Origin of the sequence: Aquamicrobium sp. LC103 (genome assembly GCF_001014615.2) — a bacterium.
GTDB lineage: Bacteria > Pseudomonadota > Alphaproteobacteria > Rhizobiales > Rhizobiaceae > LBCQ02.
Map to the genome: position 1 here is coordinate 236,281 of NZ_LBCQ02000007.1, position 15,032 is coordinate 251,312.

The following is a 15,032-nucleotide window of genomic DNA, read 5'->3' on the forward strand; positions in this document are numbered from 1 at the left end:
CCGGGCCTGCGGACCTTGCGGATGCGGACGGCCATGATGTATGCCGGATTGCCCCCGAACCACCGTGTTCGGACATCCACAGGCAGGGAAAGAATGGCCAGAGAAAGCGGCGGCGAGCCTTCACCAGCTCCGATTGTGGACCAGAACACCCGGCCGGGGGCCATCACCCGACTCGTCATATTCATCATCGTTTTGACGGTTTCGGCGATATTCTTCGCCATCTTCCGCGAGCGGCTGGGCGACCCGTTCCTCCTTGGCCTGCTCGGCGTGCTGGCGATGATCGGCATCGGCTATCTCTTCGCCACCGCGATCGGCTTCATCCAGATCGCGCCGCGCTCCACCGCCGACGAACTGTCGCGCGCCTTCGTCGACACGATGGACGAGGGTCTCGTCGTCAGCGACGCCAAGGGACGCATCGTCTATGCCAACCGCGCCTACGCGCAGATGACCGGTTCGACCTCCGCCGCCGACATCAAGACGGTCGACGGCCTGCTTTCCGACAGCCCTGAAGCCTCGCCGACCGTCTACCGCATCGCCTCGGGACTGCGCGACGGCCAGCCCGGCGACGGCGAATTCAGGCTGACGCAGGCGATCCGCCCGGGCGCCCAGCCGGGCGCCCACTGGTACCGGACGCGGGCGCGCATGTTCAAGGTTCCCGGCTACCGTCAGCCGCTGCAGGCCTGGCAGCTCGCCGACATCTCCGCCGAGCGGGCCGAGCAGGAGCGGTTCTTCCTCGACCTGCAGAAGGCGATCGACCATCTCGACCACGCGCCGGCGGGCTTCTTCGCCGCCGATGCGGAAGGCCGCGTCACCTATATCAACGCGACGCTCGCCGAGTGGCTGGGGCTCGATCTCGCCAATTTCACGCCGGGCTCGACGACGCTGTCGCAGATCATCGCCGGCGACGGCATGGCGCTGGTGCGCTCGGTGAAGGCCGATCCGGGGGCGACGCGCAATGCCGTCGTCGACCTCGACCTTTCCACGGTCAATGGCGAGGCTCTGCCGGTGCGCTTCATGCACCGCGTGTCGGCCAGCCGTGACGGCGTGCCTGGCGCGTCGCGGACCATAGTGCTCAACCGCAACCAGGGCGAAGACGCCTCCGCCGACCTGCGCGCTTCCGAGGTGCGCTTCACGCGGTTCTTCAACTCGACGCCGATGGCGATCGCCGGTGTCGACGGGGAAGGGCGGATATTGCGCACCAACGCGCCGTTCCTGTCGCTGTTCTCCTCCGTCGTCGACAGCGACATGGTCGATCGCCGCGTGCGGCTCGACACGGCGATCCATCCGCGCGACCGCGCCGCCTTCGAAGCCGCGCTCGAAAAGGCCAAGCAGCACCAGGCCGACATCGCGCCGATCGATACCGTCATGCCCGACAATGAGGAGCGCTTCATGCGCTTCTACGTCAATGCGGTGGCTGACGCTGCCGGCGGCGAGGGCGCCGAGGAAGCCGCGATCGTCTACGCCGTGGAGACGACGGAGCAGAAGGCGCTCGAGGCGCAGATGGCGCAGAGCCAGAAGATGCAGGCGGTGGGCCAGCTCGCCGGCGGCATCGCGCACGACTTCAACAACGTCCTGACCGCCATCATCATGGCTTCGGACCTTCTGCTGACCAACCACCGCCCGTCCGATCCGTCCTTCCCGGACATCATGAACATCAAACAGAACGCCAACCGCGCCGCCTCGCTCGTGCGGCAACTCCTGGCGTTCTCGCGCAAGCAGACCCTGAGGCCGGAAGTGCTGAGCCTCACAGACGTGCTCGCCGACATCCGCATGCTCCTGTCGCGGCTCGCCGGGGCCGACATCAAGCTCAACATCGACCATGGCCGCGATCTGTGGCCGGTCAAGGCGGATATCGGCCAGTTCGAGCAGGTCGTGGTCAATCTGACGGTCAATGCGCGCGACGCGATGCCGGAAGGAGGCGAACTCACGGTTCGCACCAAGAACGTGTCGACGGACGAATGCGCGCGCTACGGCTATCGCGAACTGACGCCGGCCGACTACGTGCTCGTCGAGGTGGAGGACACAGGCACCGGCATCCCGACCGAAGTGCTGGAAAAGATATTCGAGCCGTTCTTCACCACCAAGGAAGTCGGCAAGGGCACCGGCCTCGGCCTTTCCATGGTCTACGGCATCATCAAGCAGACCGGCGGCTTCATCTTCTGCTCGTCGGAGGTGGGCAAGGGCACGGTGTTCCGCATTTTCCTGCCGCGGCACGTGGCCGAGGCGAAGCCTTCGGCAGTCGGCGAGGCGGCGGCCATTCCGAACGGTGGGCCCAAGGCGGCCGAAAACAAGGACCTTTCCGGTTCCGCCACCGTGCTCCTGGTCGAGGACGAGGATGCCGTGCGCGTGGGCGGCGTGAGGGCTCTTTCCTCGCGCGGCTACACGGTTCACGAAGCCTCGTCCGGGGTCGAGGCGCTGGAACTCTTCAAGGAGCTCGACGGCAAGGTCGACATCGTCGTCTCCGACGTGGTCATGCCGGAGATGGACGGTCCGACCCTGCTCGGCGAATTGCGCAAGCAGCAGCCGGACATCAAGTTCATCTTCGTCTCCGGCTATGCCGAGGATGCGTTTGCGAGGAATCTGCCGGCGGATGCGCAGTTCGGCTTCCTGCCCAAGCCGTTCTCGCTCAAACAGCTTGCGACGGTCGTCAAGGACATGCTCGACGACGATCAGGCCGAAGGCCGCTGACGGGCGAAAGCGAGGTATTGCGCCATGGCGAAGGCGATCCACAGCATGATCCGCGTGCTCGACGAGGAGTGGTCGGTGAATTTCTACCGCTCCGCCTTCGGCCTCGAGATCGCCGACCGTTTCGACTTCGATGATTTCACCCTGGTCTATCTGCGCAACGGCGAGGCCGATTTCGAGGTCGAGCTGACCATCAACAAGGGCAGGCGGGAGCCCTATTCGCTCGGCGACGGCTATGGCCACATCGCCTTCTGCGTGGACGATCTGGACGCAGAGCACGACCGCTTCACGAAATCGGGTCTCAATCCCGGCAGGATCGTCGAGCTCAACCGCGACGGCGTCGCGCTCGCCCGCTTCTTTTTCGTGCAGGATCCCGACGGCTACAAGATCGAGGTGCTTCAGCGCGGCGGTCGGTATCGATAATGCTGCTGGCTGAAGTAAAGGCAATTCGTGGTCTTGCCTATTTTTTGAGCTAAAAATCCCGAGCCGCACAAGTTTGCCTCATCATCGCGGGTCCCGGCCCGTCGCAAATCCGGTTCCGCTTTCCAAGCGAAGCCTCATATTCCCTTGATTGGATTGCCCTTCGGCCGCCTCTCCGCTGCCGGCGCAGAACTGGCACGGCTGTTGCTTTGCTTTGTGCGGTGCAAACAAAACAAGGCACGGAGGGTATCAATGAGGGGTAACACGTCGCTTGTGGTCCGGCTGGCTTCCGCCGGTCTCGTCGCTGCGGGGCTTCTGGCTTCGCCGGCGCTGGCGCAGGAGGACACCATCAAGGTCGGCATTCTGCATTCGCTTTCGGGGACGATGGCGATTTCGGAGACGACCCTGAAGGACACGATGCTGTTCCTGATCGAGGAGCAGAACAAGAAGGGCGGCCTGCTCGGCAAGAAGCTGGAGGCCGTGGTGGTCGATCCGGCTTCCGACTGGCCGCTCTTCGCGGAAAAGGCGCGCGAGCTGATCTCGGTCAACAAGGTCGACGCGGTGTTCGGCTGCTGGACGTCCGTCAGCCGCAAATCCGTCCTGCCGGTATTCGAGGAGCTGAACTCGCTGCTCTTCTACCCCGTCCAGTACGAGGGCGAGGAAAGCCAGCGCAACGTGTTCTACACCGGTGCCGCGCCCAACCAGCAGGCCATTCCCGCCGTCGACTACCTGATGAACGAAGAGGGCGTCGAGCGCTGGGTGCTGGCCGGCACCGATTACGTCTATCCGCAGACGACGAACAAGATCCTCGAGGCCTATCTGAAGGCGAAGGGCGTCGCCGCCGAGGACATCATGGTCAACTACACGCCGTTCGGCCATTCCGACTGGCAGACCATCGTGACCGACATCAAGAATTTCGGCTCGGCCGGCAAGAAGACGGCGGTCGTCTCCACCATCAACGGCGACGCCAACGTGCCGTTCTACAAGGAGCTCGCCAACCAGGGCATCAAGGCCGAGGACATCCCGGTCGTCGCCTTCTCGGTCGGCGAGGAGGAGCTTGCCGGTCTCGATACCGAGCCGCTGGTCGGTCATCTCGCCGCCTGGAACTACTTCCAGTCGGTCGACACGTCGGAGAACGAGGAGTTCATCGCGGCGTGGAAGTCCTATATCGGCGACGACAAGCGCGTCACCAACGACCCGATGGAGGCGCACTATATCGGCTTCAACATGTGGGTGAAGGCGGTGGAGAAAGCTGGTACGACCGAAGCTGACGCGGTCATCGACGCCATCGTCGGCGTCTCCGTGCCGAACCTCTCGGGCGGCTATTCGGCGATGATGCCGAACCACCACATCACCAAGCCGGTGCTGATCGGCGAGATCCAGGCGGACGGCCAGTTCGAGACGGTGTGGGAGACCCCCGGCCTCGTCGTGGGCGACGAATGGTCGGACTACCTGCCCGATTCCAAGGACCTGATCGCCGATTGGCGGGCGCCGCTCTCCTGCGGAAACTTCAACGTCGCCACCGGCAAGTGCGGGGGCAAGGGCATCAACTGATCGCGACGAGGGGGCGGGGGCTTTCTTATCGCGATCCGTTCCGGGCGGGCTCTACTCCGCCCGCCCGGACGATCTTCCGCAAAAACGAGACCGAACAGGTAGACCGAACCGCATGCGACTTCTCCGCGCCCTTGGCCTGATCCTGCTTTTTGCCGCCGGCTTCGGCGCGCCCGCGCATGCCGACGAGGGCGAACTGAGGACGATCATCGCCAAGTTCGCCACTTCCAAGAATTTTCGCGAGACCGAAGCGGTCGTGCGCGAACTCGCCGCCACTGGCGACCCGGCCGTCGGCCGGCCGCTCGGGGCGCTGGCCGACGGCAATCTTTCCTTCCGCAAGTCCGACGGGCAGGTTTTCATCGTCTCGGAGGCCGGCGGCGCGCTGACGCTCCTCGACCCGCTTTCCGGCGGGCGGTCGGGCGAGGCGGCAAGCCGGGAGGTGACCAAGGTTCGGGTCAACAACAGCCTGCGCCGCGCCGTACGAGAGGCGATCGGCGCGCTGACGCTCAATTCGCCGGACGCCGGCGTGCGCCTGTCGGCCGCCGAAACCATGTTCCGCTCGCCGGATCCCGAGGCGATCGACGCGCTCGATGCGGCAATCGCCGTCGAAGCGGTCGCAAACGTCAAATCCCGCATGGAAGAGGCCCGCGCCGCCGCCGTGCTCGCCTCCGACCTTGGCGACAGCGAGAAGCTTGCGGCGCTGAAGACGATCGAGCGGCGCGGCGACAGGACGGCGCTCTCCTTGCTGGCTGCCGTCAAAGGCCGGGCGGATGGCGTACTGAAGGGCGCCGCCGCGCGCTCCGCGGCGAACGTCCGGGAAACCCTCTCGGCGTGGGATGCCGCGCAGAACGTCTGGTTCGGCATCTCGCTCGGCTCCGTGCTCCTGCTCGCCGCGATCGGTCTCGCCATCACCTTCGGCGTCATGGGCGTCATCAACATGGCGCATGGCGAGATGGTGATGCTCGGCGCCTACACGACCTTCGTCGTCCAGAACGTCATCCGCGCCTCCTATCCGGGCCTCTTCGACTGGTCGCTGGCGATCGCCCTGCCGCTCGCCTTTCTCGTCGCTGGCGGCGTCGGCCTGATCATCGAACGCGGGGTGATCCGCTTCCTCTACGGGCGGCCGCTGGAAACGCTGCTGGCGACCTGGGGTGTGTCGCTGATCCTGCAGCAGGCGGTGCGCACGATCTTCGGGCCGACCAACCGCGAGGTCGGCAACCCGTCCTGGATGTCGGGCGCCTTCGAGATCGGCCAGATGTCGATCACCTGGAACCGGCTCTGGATCGTCGTCTTCGCGTTCACCGTGTTCGCGGTGCTGCTCTACGTCTTCAAATTCACCGCCTGGGGCCTGCATATGCGCGCGGTGACTCAGAACCGGCGCATGGCCGCCTCCATGGGCATCCGTACGCCCTGGGTCGATGCGCTCACCTTCGCGCTCGGCTCGGGTATAGCGGGCATCGCCGGCGTGGCGCTTTCGCAGATCGACAACGTTTCGCCCAATCTCGGCCAGGGCTACATCATCGATTCTTTCATGGTGGTCGTCTTCGGCGGCGTCGGCAATCTCTGGGGCACCTTCGTCGGCGCGATGACCCTCGGCGTCGTCAACAAGTTCCTCGAGCCCTATGCCGGCGCGGTGCTCGGCAAGATCATCGTCCTCGTCCTGATCATCCTTTTCATCCAGAAGCGTCCGCGCGGCCTGTTCGCGCTCAAGGGAAGATCGGTGGAGGCATGATCACGCAGCGCCTTTTCGTCGCCGGGCTCACGCCACGTATCCAGATCGTCATCGCGCTGCTCGTCGGCGCGGCGGTCCTGGTCCCGGTGCTCAACCTGGCTTTCCCACCGTCGAGCCCGTTCCACGTGCCGAACTACATGGTCGCGCTCGTCGGCAAGTATCTCTGCTACGCGCTGCTGGCGCTGGCGCTCGACCTGGTGTGGGGCTATTGCGGTATCCTATCGCTCGGCCACGGCGCCTTCTTCGCGCTCGGCGGCTATGCGATGGGCATGTATCTGATGCGCCAGATCGGCGCGCGCGGTGTCTACGGCAATCCCGACCTGCCCGATTTCATGGTGTTCCTCAACTGGAAGGAACTGCCCTGGTACTGGCACGGATTCGACCAGTTCTGGTTCGCGGCCATCATGATCATGGCCGTGCCCGGGCTGCTCGCCTTCGTCTTCGGTTGGTTCGCCTTCCGCTCCCGCGTCACCGGCGTTTACCTCTCGATCATCACGCAGGCGATGACCTACGCGCTGCTGCTCGCCTTCTTCCGCAACGACATGGGTTTCGGCGGTAATAACGGACTGACGGATTTCAAGGACATACTTGGCTTCCCGGTGCAGGCGAGCGCCACGCGCTCGGCTTTGTTCGCCGCCTCGGCGCTGGCGCTGGCGGCGGGCATCGCGCTCGTGGCCGCGATCGCCGGCTCTAAGCTCGGCAAGCTGATGGTCGCGGTGCGCGATGCCGAAAGCCGCACCCGCTTCATCGGCTGGCGGCCGGAAAACGTGAAGCTGTTCGCCTTCACCGTGTCCGCGGTGATGGCCGGCATCGCCGGCGCGCTCTACGTGCCGCAGGTCGGCATCATCAATCCGGGCGAGTTCGCGCCGGCCAACTCCATCGAGGTGGTGGTGTGGACGGCAATCGGGGGCAGGGGAACCATCGTCGGCCCGATCCTCGGCGCGCTGCTCGTCAATGCCGGCAAGAGCTGGTTCACCGGCGCGCTGCCCGAGCTATGGCTCTTCGCGCTCGGCGGGCTCTTCGTCGCCGTCACGCTGTTCCTGCCGAAGGGCATCGTCGGCACCTACGACCAGTGGCGCGCCGTCCGCCGGGAGCGCAGGCTCGCCAAGGCCGACCTGCCATCCGGTCCGGCCGAAGCCGGGGACGTCCGCATCGTGCGCGCCAGTTCCGCCACCTCGCCGGTGCCGCAGGGCGGGCCGGAACCGCAGCCGGCGGAGTGAGACGATGACGAAGAACCACACCATTCTCTATCTCGACGGCGTCTCGGTCTCCTTCGATGGCTTCAAGGCGATCAACAATCTTTCGCTCGTGCTCGACAAGGGCGAGATGCGCGCGATCATCGGGCCGAACGGCGCCGGCAAGACGACGATGATGGACATCATCACCGGCAAGACGCGGCCCGACGAGGGCGAGGTCTTCTTCGACGGCACGATCGACCTCACCAGACATGACGAGGCCGACATCGCGATGATGGGCATCGGCCGCAAATTCCAGAAGCCGACCGTCTTCGAGAGCCATACGGTCGAGGACAATCTGCTTCTGTCGATGAAGGGGCCGCGTTCGATCTTTCCGGCGCTCGTCCACCGCGGCTCGATCGGGGAGGCGCGGCGCATCGACGAAATCCTCGCCACCGTCCGGCTCGAGGCACGCCGCGCGGATCTCGCCGCCAATCTCAGCCATGGACAAAAGCAATGGCTGGAGATCGGCATGCTGCTCGCCCAGGACCCGAAGCTGCTTCTGGTCGACGAACCCGTCGCCGGCATGACGGATGCCGAGACGGAGGAGACCGCGCGACTGCTGCGCGAGATCTCGAAGACGCGCTCGGTCGTGGTGGTCGAGCACGACATGCATTTCGTGCGCGAGCTCGACGTCAAGGTGACCTGCCTCCATGAAGGCTCGGTGCTTTCGGAAGGTTCGCTCGACTTCGTCTCCTCCGACGAGCGCGTCGTCGAAGTCTATCTGGGCAGGTGAGGGATGATGTGGAGATTTGATCTCGACCGCTTCGCGTTTCCGGCTTTGGTCGTTCCGCCTCCGCGCGAAAGAGGTTCGGAAAGCGAAACCCGGGACGGAAGGGCGGCGCTTACCTTCACTGGAAGTGGAGAGCGCCCATGCTGACGGTCACCGACGCGGTGCTTCACTACGGCGCGGCGCAGGCGCTGCGCGGCGTGTCGTTGCGGGCCGAGGCCGGCAGGATCACCTGCGTGCTCGGGCGCAACGGCGTCGGCAAGACGAGTTTGATGAGATCCATCGTCGGCCACCACCGGCTGACGACTGGCAGCATAGCCTTCGAGGGGAAGGCGCTCGACCGGAGCGCGGCGTACGATCGCGCCCGGTCGGGCATCGCATTCGTGCCGCAGGGCAGGGAGATTTTCCCCCTGCTCTCGGTACGCGAAAACCTGGAGACCGGCTTTGCCCCACTCAGGCGGGGCGAACGCAGCATTCCGCCGCATGTGTTCGAACTTTTTCCCGTCCTGAAGGACATGCTGTCGCGCCGTGGCGGAGACCTTTCGGGTGGCCAGCAGCAGCAACTGGCCATCGGCCGCGCATTGGTGATGCGGCCGAAGCTTCTGGTTCTCGACGAGCCCACGGAAGGCATCCAGCCCTCGATCATCAAGGACATAGGCCGGGCGATCCGGTTCCTGCGCGATTCGGCCGGCATCGCCATCCTGCTCGTCGAGCAATATCTCGACTTTTGCCGCGAGCTTGCGGACGAAGTCTACATCATGGACCGTGGGCTGGTCGTCCACCACGGACCGGCGACCGATCTCGATCGCCCGGATGTCCGTAAATTCCTGACGGTCTGATCCGCCATGACGGCGCGCCGGGTCTCGGACCGACGCATTTGAACTAAATTGCAGTCCGCGGATAAACGTAAAATCCACATCTGGAGTTTATCTCCGCGCAACTCACGGGGATTGGGGGGATGGAATGATCGTTGGGCAAGCCGGTGTCCTTTCGAGCGCGCAGCCTGCGGCTTTGCCTGACGCCTCGCGTCCCGTTGCCCGGTCCGTCGTCTCCCAGTCCTCCGATGCAGGGCAGATCCGCTCCAGGGCCGGCTATCTCGGCACGCTTTCCTCGATCAGTCCCGGCTCGCTCGCGGCCGCCTATGGCGTGATGAGAAGCGCGAGCGCCTCTCCGCTTGCCAGCCAGGCCTCGTTGGATGCGCTTTCGCTCATCGAGCGGGTGCGAAGCGGCGACGTCGCGCTCGCCCTTGCTCCGGCGGCCGTGCGCTCCGGCGTCGGCATCCCCGGCGCGCTGAATGCCTATGAAGAGATCATTTCCCTGAAGATCGACCGCTGATAGCGGACGTGAATCCGCACGGCATAAAAATAAGCAATTACTAATATGTTGCATTGAGGCAACACGGTTTCCGTTGCCTCTTTTCAGCTTTTTTTTGCCAAAGGGCGGCCACTATTGGAACCGAGAAGGAACGAGGTGCCGGGGCGGCCGGTGCGCATCGTCCAAGAACAAACTTGTATCGGGTAAACTCCAATGTGTGTCTCACGTCTCCTGGCAACATTCCTTCCTCGTCACGTCCTGGTGCTACTCACCCCGCTTCTTCTGGCGGGCTGCATGTCGACCGGCGCCGTTCTGGAAAGCGTCAAGCCCGGTCCGGATCCCTACTACGTCGCGATGTACGGGCCCAAGCCCGACGAACGCTTCCCGCTCCCCGCGACCGACATCACCAAGGTCGATTCGAAATTCTTCCGCCAGCAGGTGCGCTACGACACCCCGGAACGGCCGGGCACGATCGTGGTCGATACCGCCAACCGTTTTCTCTACCTCGTCCAGGAGGACGGCATGGCGATGCGCTACGGCATCGGTGTCGGCAAGGCGGGGCTGGAGTTCGAGGGTGCCGCGCGGGTCGGGCGCAAGGCCGAATGGCCACGCTGGACGCCGACCCAGTCGATGATCGAGCGCGAGCCGGAGCGCAACGCGCAATGGGCGGGCGGCATGGAGCCGGGGCTGACCAATCCGCTTGGTCCGCGCGCGCTCTATCTCTTCCAGGGTGACCGCGACACGCTCTTCCGCATTCACGGCACGTCCGAACCATGGTCGATCGGCCTGGCCGTCTCTTCGGGCTGCATAAGGCTCTTCAACAACGACATCATCGACCTTTACAGCCGTGTTCCCGTCGGCGCGCCGGTGGTCGTCCTGCAGCACGAGTTTCCGGCGGCGGAACCGGCGATCCAGCAGCATGACCAGCCGCTCGTCTATGACGAGGTCAATCAGCGCCGGCCTTCCCTGGATATCTGATCGGCGGACCGGTCGGCCTCGGGCGAAGCCCCGAGGCCGTGCCCGAATCGGCAGTATGTGCCGGCCCAACATTCCGGCAGACCATATTCGCGGAAATATTTGATTTTACTCCGCTTTTCGCCCGGCCGCATTTTGCCGCAATCTGTGTTAAAAGGCGCCGGGACGAGAACGTTATCAGGAGAGGGTATTTTAGATGATGAAGAAGATTGTGATCGGCGCCATGGCGGCGGTTTTCCTGGCCGGGTGCACGAGCGATCCCTTTACCGGCGAGCAGCGGCTGTCGCGCACGGCCGGAGGCGCCGGTCTCGGTGCCCTCGCGGGCGCCGGCCTCGGCATGCTGGCCGGCGGTGACGACCGCCGCAACGCGCTGATCGGCGCCGGCATCGGCGCGCTCGCCGGTGGCGCGATTGGCAACTACATGGATCGCCAGGAGGCCGAGCTTCGTGCCCAGCTCCAGGGCACCGGCGTGTCGGTCACCCGCAACGGCAACCAGATCATCCTCAACATGCCGTCGAACATCACCTTCGCGTCGGATCAGGATGCGGTCATGTCCGGCTTCTACCAGACGCTCAACTCCGTCGCCCTGGTGCTGCAGAAGTTCAACCAGACCTTCGTGGACATCAACGGCCATACCGATTCGACCGGCAGCCTGGCCCACAACATGGACCTTTCGCAGCGCCGGGCGATGTCGGTCGCCAATTATCTCGGCAGCCAGGGCGTCGATTCCCGCCGCTTCGCGATCAACGGCTTCGGCCCGAACCAGCCGGTCGCCTCGAATGCGACGCCGGAAGGCCGGGCGCAGAACCGCCGCGTCGAGATCTACCTTTCGCCGGTCACCTGATCCCGGCGCAATTCACGAGAAGCCCGCCTTTCCGGGTCGGAAGGGCGGGCTTTTTCTTGGGTGCCGGAATTCGGGGGAGTCAGAGCGCGCTCGCGATCCTTGCAGCCAGACGTGCGTTGTTCTCGACCAGCGCGATGTTGGTGCGCAGGCTCTCGCCATCCGTGATTTCGAGCAGCCGGGAAAGCAGATAGGGCGTCACATCCTTGCCGGTGACGCGGTTCTTCCCGGCATCGGCCTGCGCTGCCGCGATGTGGCCCTGCATGATTTCGGCGGGAATTTCGGCTTCCTCCGGTACGGGATTCGCGACCAGCATGCCGCCGACGATGCCGAGCGCCCCGCGCGTCCGGTGAAAGCCGGCGATCGCCTCGGCGCTGTCGAGGGTCAGCGGAGCGGCATAAGGCGAAGTCCTGGACCAGAAGGCCGGCATGACCTTCGTTCCATATCCGATCACCGGCACGCCGCGGGTCTCGAGCACTTCGAGCGTCTTCTCGATGTCGAGGATCGCTTTCGCGCCCGCCGACACGACGATGACCGGGGTGCGCGCGAGCTCGTCGAGATCGGCCGAGATGTCGAAGCTCGTCTCCGCGCCTTTGTGGACGCCGCCGATGCCGCCGGTGGCGAACACGCCGATGCCGGCGAGATGCGCCGCGATCATCGTCGCCGCGACCGTGGTGCCGCCGGTCCGGCCTTGCGCGACGGCGAAGGCGAGATCGGCGCGCGAAAGCTTCATCGCGCCCGAGACCTGGGCCAGTGCCTCGCGCTCTGCAGCCGAGAGGCCGACCTTGAGCCGCCCGTCCACCACCGCGATGGTCGCCGGAACGGCGCCTTCCTCGCGGATGATCTCCTCCACGCGCGCCGCCATCGCATTGTTGTCGGGGTAGGGCATGCCATGGGTGATGATGGTGCTTTCCAGCGCCACCACGGCCGTGCCGGCTTCGAGCGCTGCGGCGACTTCCGGGTGGATGTCGATATGGGGGCGGGCGGTTTCAGGCGTCATGTGGTTCTCCTTGTCGCGGCGCTCATGCCACGGCGCGGGCCTCGCCCACAAGCGCAAGCGCGTCGGCGAAATCCTGATCCGAATAGGTAGCAACCACGTTGCGGCTTTCCAATGTCAGCATTGCGGCCGCCATTCCGTATCGCACCGCCTGGCGCAGCGGCAGGCCTTGCATCATTATCGCCGTCGTCGCCCCCGCGATCGCATCGCCCGCGCCGGTCACGTCGGCGACCTGGCGCGGCGCGGCGGGGACGAGCTCGAACATGCCTGCCAGGTCGAAGCCGACGAGCGGATGCGAGCCGGCCGTGATCACCGCGCTGGCGAGCCCCATGCCCCGGATCGCGGCGGCGATGTTTGCCGGCATGGCATCGGCGGGGCGGCCGGAGAGCGTGCGCGCCTCGCGCAGGTTCATGAAAAGGCAGGCGAGCCGGTCGAGGCAGGGCGCAAGCCGCGTCACCTTCGCCGGAGAGATGGCGACGGCGTTGACCGGCTTTCCCGCGCTCGCCTGCATCAGCGCGAGCAGTGCTGCTTCGGGCATGTTGGCGTCGCACAGGATTGCCTCGGCGCGGCCGACCGCGTCGCGGAACTTGCGGCGGCGTATCTGCTTGGCGAAGCCGATATCGTAGAGCCCCATGTCGGCGAAACCGGCGATCAGCTCGCCCTCCTCGTCGAGCAGCGCGGTATAGCTGGGCGTGGTCCGGTCGAGGAAGCTGGCGGAAAGATCCTCGATTCCCGCCTCGTCGATCGCGCGTCCCACCGCCTCGGAGGCCGCGTCGCCGCCGCGCAGCGACATCAGCGCGCCATGTACTCCGTGCCTCGTCGCGTTGCGCAGCGCGTTGAAGACGCCGCCGCCGATCTCCTCGCGCATCGTGCCGGGATTGGACGCGCCGGGCAGGTAGCGGCCGGAGACCTGTCCGCGCCTGTCGATATGGGCCGCGCCGACGGCAAGAAGCATGGGTGATGTCATCGAAAAAATGCTATAAGGAAACGATTGGGCGGGACGATATCGCGCACCGCCGGCCGCCGCAATCGCCAGGCGCGATTCGGAGCCGTTTTCAGCGTGGCTGCCTGCGTCGGATCGTCCCCATGCGCGGCTTCACCTCCACGCCGGACCTTGGTACGAAAAAAGAACATCCAGAAGAAAATGCAATGATTTCAGTGTCATACCCTCTATTGCAAAAAGAGAACAAAAAAGGTACAAAAAACATCAGGGACATCGGATTGTCCGGCTTCGCTGACTACCAAGGGGTAAGGTATCATGGCTCAGAACTCATTGCGGCTTGTTGAGGATAATTCGGTGGACAAATCAAAGGCTCTGGATGCGGCTCTCTCACAGATCGAGCGTGCGTTCGGCAAGGGATCGATCATGCGGCTCGGCGCCAACGAGCAGGTGATCGAGATCGAGACCGTTTCGACGGGCTCTCTCGGCCTCGATATCGCGCTTGGCGTCGGCGGCCTTCCGAAGGGACGCATCGTCGAGATTTACGGGCCGGAAAGCTCGGGAAAGACCACGCTCGCGCTGCACACGGTCGCCGAGGCGCAGAAGAAGGGCGGCATCTGCGCCTTCGTGGACGCCGAGCACGCGCTTGACCCGGTCTATGCCCGCAAGCTCGGCGTGGATCTGGAAAACCTCCTGATCTCGCAGCCCGACACCGGCGAGCAGGCGCTGGAGATCTGCGACACGCTGGTGCGTTCCGGCGCCATCGACGTGCTGGTGGTCGATTCGGTCGCGGCCTTGACGCCGCGCGCCGAGATCGAGGGCGAGATGGGCGACTCCCTGCCGGGTCTGCAGGCCCGTTTGATGAGCCAGGCGCTGCGCAAGCTCACCGCGTCGATCTCGCGCTCCAACACCATGGTCATCTTCATCAACCAGATCCGCATGAAGATCGGCGTCATGTTCGGTTCGCCGGAAACCACGACCGGCGGCAATGCGCTGAAATTCTATGCCTCCGTCCGTCTCGACATCCGCCGCATCGGCTCGGTGAAGGACCGTGACGAGGTGGTCGGCAACCAGACCCGCGTGAAGGTGGTCAAGAACAAGCTTGCTCCGCCCTTCAAGCAGGTCGAGTTCGACATCATGTATGGCGAGGGCGTCTCAAAGACCGGCGAGCTGATCGATCTCGGCGTCAAGGCCGGTGTCGTCGAGAAGTCCGGCGCCTGGTTCTCCTACAATTCGCAGCGCCTCGGCCAGGGGCGCGAGAACGCCAAGCTGTTCCTGCGCGACAATCCGGATACGATGCGCGAGATCGAGCTTGCGCTGCGGCAGAATGCCGGCCTGATCGCCGAAAAGTTCCTCGAAAATGGCGGTCCTGGCGGGCTGGACGAGGATGGCGGGCCGGAAGCCGCGGAAATGTAGGAAGGCTTACCCCTCGAAGAACCATCGCAGCCGCCGGCGTTCGCGCCGGCGGTTTTTTTGTTCTTCCTGCTTTCGCCACGCGCGCGATCAAAACTTCGCAAGCCGTTCGGTCTCGATCCGACGGGATTTCTGGACAGTCATATGTCCTGACGCTAAAAGGCGTTCTCCAAATTCCGCGGAACTTTGCTCCGGGCTC

General features: G+C 64.8%; 14 protein-coding genes. 12 read left to right on the top strand and 2 right to left on the bottom strand.

What is annotated here, in order from left to right; genetic code table 11:
- Positions 1–93: 93 nt before the first annotated feature.
- The 10 genes from XW59_RS15575 (at position 94) to XW59_RS15620 (ending at position 11,486) form a co-directional block, all read left to right on the top strand.
- Positions 94–2,688: a response regulator gene (locus XW59_RS15575; RefSeq protein WP_047146172.1), complete on the top strand. Its 2,595-nt coding sequence runs from the start codon at positions 94–96 to the stop codon at positions 2,686–2,688.
- 24 nt (positions 2,689–2,712) lie between these two features.
- A complete protein-coding gene (locus tag XW59_RS15580; RefSeq protein WP_047146171.1) occupies positions 2,713–3,108 on the top strand; it encodes a VOC family protein in 396 nt (131 codons plus the stop codon).
- Between the two features lie 249 nt (positions 3,109–3,357).
- Complete coding sequence (urtA, locus tag XW59_RS15585; protein ID WP_047146170.1) at positions 3,358–4,659, top strand: urea ABC transporter substrate-binding protein; 1,302 nt, start codon at positions 3,358–3,360, stop codon at positions 4,657–4,659.
- A gap of 112 nt (positions 4,660–4,771) precedes the next feature.
- Positions 4,772–6,388 (top strand): urea ABC transporter permease subunit UrtB, encoded by a 1,617-nt coding sequence (gene urtB / locus XW59_RS15590; RefSeq protein WP_047146169.1) that lies wholly within the window; start codon positions 4,772–4,774, stop codon positions 6,386–6,388.
- Positions 6,385–7,608 (top strand): urea ABC transporter permease subunit UrtC, encoded by a 1,224-nt coding sequence (gene urtC / locus XW59_RS15595; protein WP_047146168.1) that lies wholly within the window; start codon positions 6,385–6,387, stop codon positions 7,606–7,608. The genes urtB and urtC overlap by 4 nt, the downstream gene beginning before the upstream one ends.
- Before the next feature lie 4 nt (positions 7,609–7,612).
- Complete coding sequence (gene urtD / locus XW59_RS15600) at positions 7,613–8,359, top strand: urea ABC transporter ATP-binding protein UrtD (protein ID WP_047146167.1); 747 nt, start codon at positions 7,613–7,615, stop codon at positions 8,357–8,359.
- 137 nt (positions 8,360–8,496) lie between these two features.
- On the top strand, positions 8,497–9,192 hold the full coding sequence (gene urtE / locus XW59_RS15605) for an urea ABC transporter ATP-binding subunit UrtE (RefSeq protein WP_047146166.1): 696 nt from the start codon (positions 8,497–8,499) through the stop codon (positions 9,190–9,192).
- Between the two features lie 124 nt (positions 9,193–9,316).
- Positions 9,317–9,688: a hypothetical protein gene (locus XW59_RS15610; protein WP_047146165.1), complete on the top strand. Its 372-nt coding sequence runs from the start codon at positions 9,317–9,319 to the stop codon at positions 9,686–9,688.
- A gap of 192 nt (positions 9,689–9,880) precedes the next feature.
- Positions 9,881–10,645: a L,D-transpeptidase gene (locus XW59_RS15615; protein WP_047146164.1), complete on the top strand. Its 765-nt coding sequence runs from the start codon at positions 9,881–9,883 to the stop codon at positions 10,643–10,645.
- A 193-nt stretch (positions 10,646–10,838) separates the two neighbouring features.
- On the top strand, positions 10,839–11,486 hold the full coding sequence (locus XW59_RS15620) for an OmpA family protein (protein ID WP_047146163.1): 648 nt from the start codon (positions 10,839–10,841) through the stop codon (positions 11,484–11,486).
- 79 nt (positions 11,487–11,565) lie between these two features.
- Here XW59_RS15620 and XW59_RS15625 read toward each other — a convergent pair whose 3' ends face one another.
- Together XW59_RS15625 and XW59_RS15630 are read right to left on the bottom strand one after the other, a co-directional pair.
- Positions 11,566–12,483, bottom strand: a complete 918-nt coding sequence (locus XW59_RS15625) for a pseudouridine-5'-phosphate glycosidase (RefSeq protein WP_137327037.1) — start codon at positions 12,481–12,483, stop codon at positions 11,566–11,568.
- A 22-nt stretch (positions 12,484–12,505) separates the two neighbouring features.
- Complete coding sequence (locus XW59_RS15630) at positions 12,506–13,447, bottom strand: carbohydrate kinase family protein (protein ID WP_047146162.1); 942 nt, start codon at positions 13,445–13,447, stop codon at positions 12,506–12,508.
- Between the two features lie 119 nt (positions 13,448–13,566).
- Between XW59_RS15630 and XW59_RS15635 the strand changes: the two genes are divergently transcribed.
- Complete coding sequence (locus tag XW59_RS15635; protein ID WP_137327038.1) at positions 13,567–13,767, top strand: hypothetical protein; 201 nt, start codon at positions 13,567–13,569, stop codon at positions 13,765–13,767.
- Positions 13,739–14,836 (top strand): recombinase RecA, encoded by a 1,098-nt coding sequence (gene recA / locus XW59_RS15640; protein WP_047146161.1) that lies wholly within the window; start codon positions 13,739–13,741, stop codon positions 14,834–14,836. The genes XW59_RS15635 and recA overlap by 29 nt, the downstream gene beginning before the upstream one ends.
- Positions 14,837–15,032 lie beyond the last annotated feature (196 nt).

Excerpts from the sequence above, each read along its gene's own strand:
- urtB (WP_047146169.1), top strand. The coding sequence starts at position 4,772 with ATGCGACTTCTCCGCGCCCTTGGCCTGATCCTGCTTTTTGCCGCCGGC.
- XW59_RS15615 (WP_047146164.1), top strand. The coding sequence starts at position 9,881 with ATGTGTGTCTCACGTCTCCTGGCAACATTCCTTCCTCGTCACGTCCTG.
- XW59_RS15625 (WP_137327037.1), bottom strand. The coding sequence starts at position 12,483 with ATGACGCCTGAAACCGCCCGCCCCCATATCGACATCCACCCGGAAGTC.
- XW59_RS15575 (WP_047146172.1), top strand. The coding sequence starts at position 94 with ATGGCCAGAGAAAGCGGCGGCGAGCCTTCACCAGCTCCGATTGTGGAC.
- urtE (WP_047146166.1), top strand. The coding sequence starts at position 8,497 with ATGCTGACGGTCACCGACGCGGTGCTTCACTACGGCGCGGCGCAGGCG.
- urtD (WP_047146167.1), top strand. The coding sequence starts at position 7,613 with ATGACGAAGAACCACACCATTCTCTATCTCGACGGCGTCTCGGTCTCC.
- XW59_RS15620 (WP_047146163.1), top strand. The coding sequence starts at position 10,839 with ATGATGAAGAAGATTGTGATCGGCGCCATGGCGGCGGTTTTCCTGGCC.
- XW59_RS15630 (WP_047146162.1), bottom strand. The coding sequence starts at position 13,447 with ATGACATCACCCATGCTTCTTGCCGTCGGCGCGGCCCATATCGACAGG.
- urtA (WP_047146170.1), top strand. The coding sequence starts at position 3,358 with ATGAGGGGTAACACGTCGCTTGTGGTCCGGCTGGCTTCCGCCGGTCTC.
- XW59_RS15635 (WP_137327038.1), top strand. The coding sequence starts at position 13,567 with ATGCGCGGCTTCACCTCCACGCCGGACCTTGGTACGAAAAAAGAACAT.
- recA (WP_047146161.1), top strand. The coding sequence starts at position 13,739 with ATGGCTCAGAACTCATTGCGGCTTGTTGAGGATAATTCGGTGGACAAA.
- XW59_RS15610 (WP_047146165.1), top strand. The coding sequence starts at position 9,317 with ATGATCGTTGGGCAAGCCGGTGTCCTTTCGAGCGCGCAGCCTGCGGCT.
- urtC (WP_047146168.1), top strand. The coding sequence starts at position 6,385 with ATGATCACGCAGCGCCTTTTCGTCGCCGGGCTCACGCCACGTATCCAG.
- XW59_RS15580 (WP_047146171.1), top strand. The coding sequence starts at position 2,713 with ATGGCGAAGGCGATCCACAGCATGATCCGCGTGCTCGACGAGGAGTGG.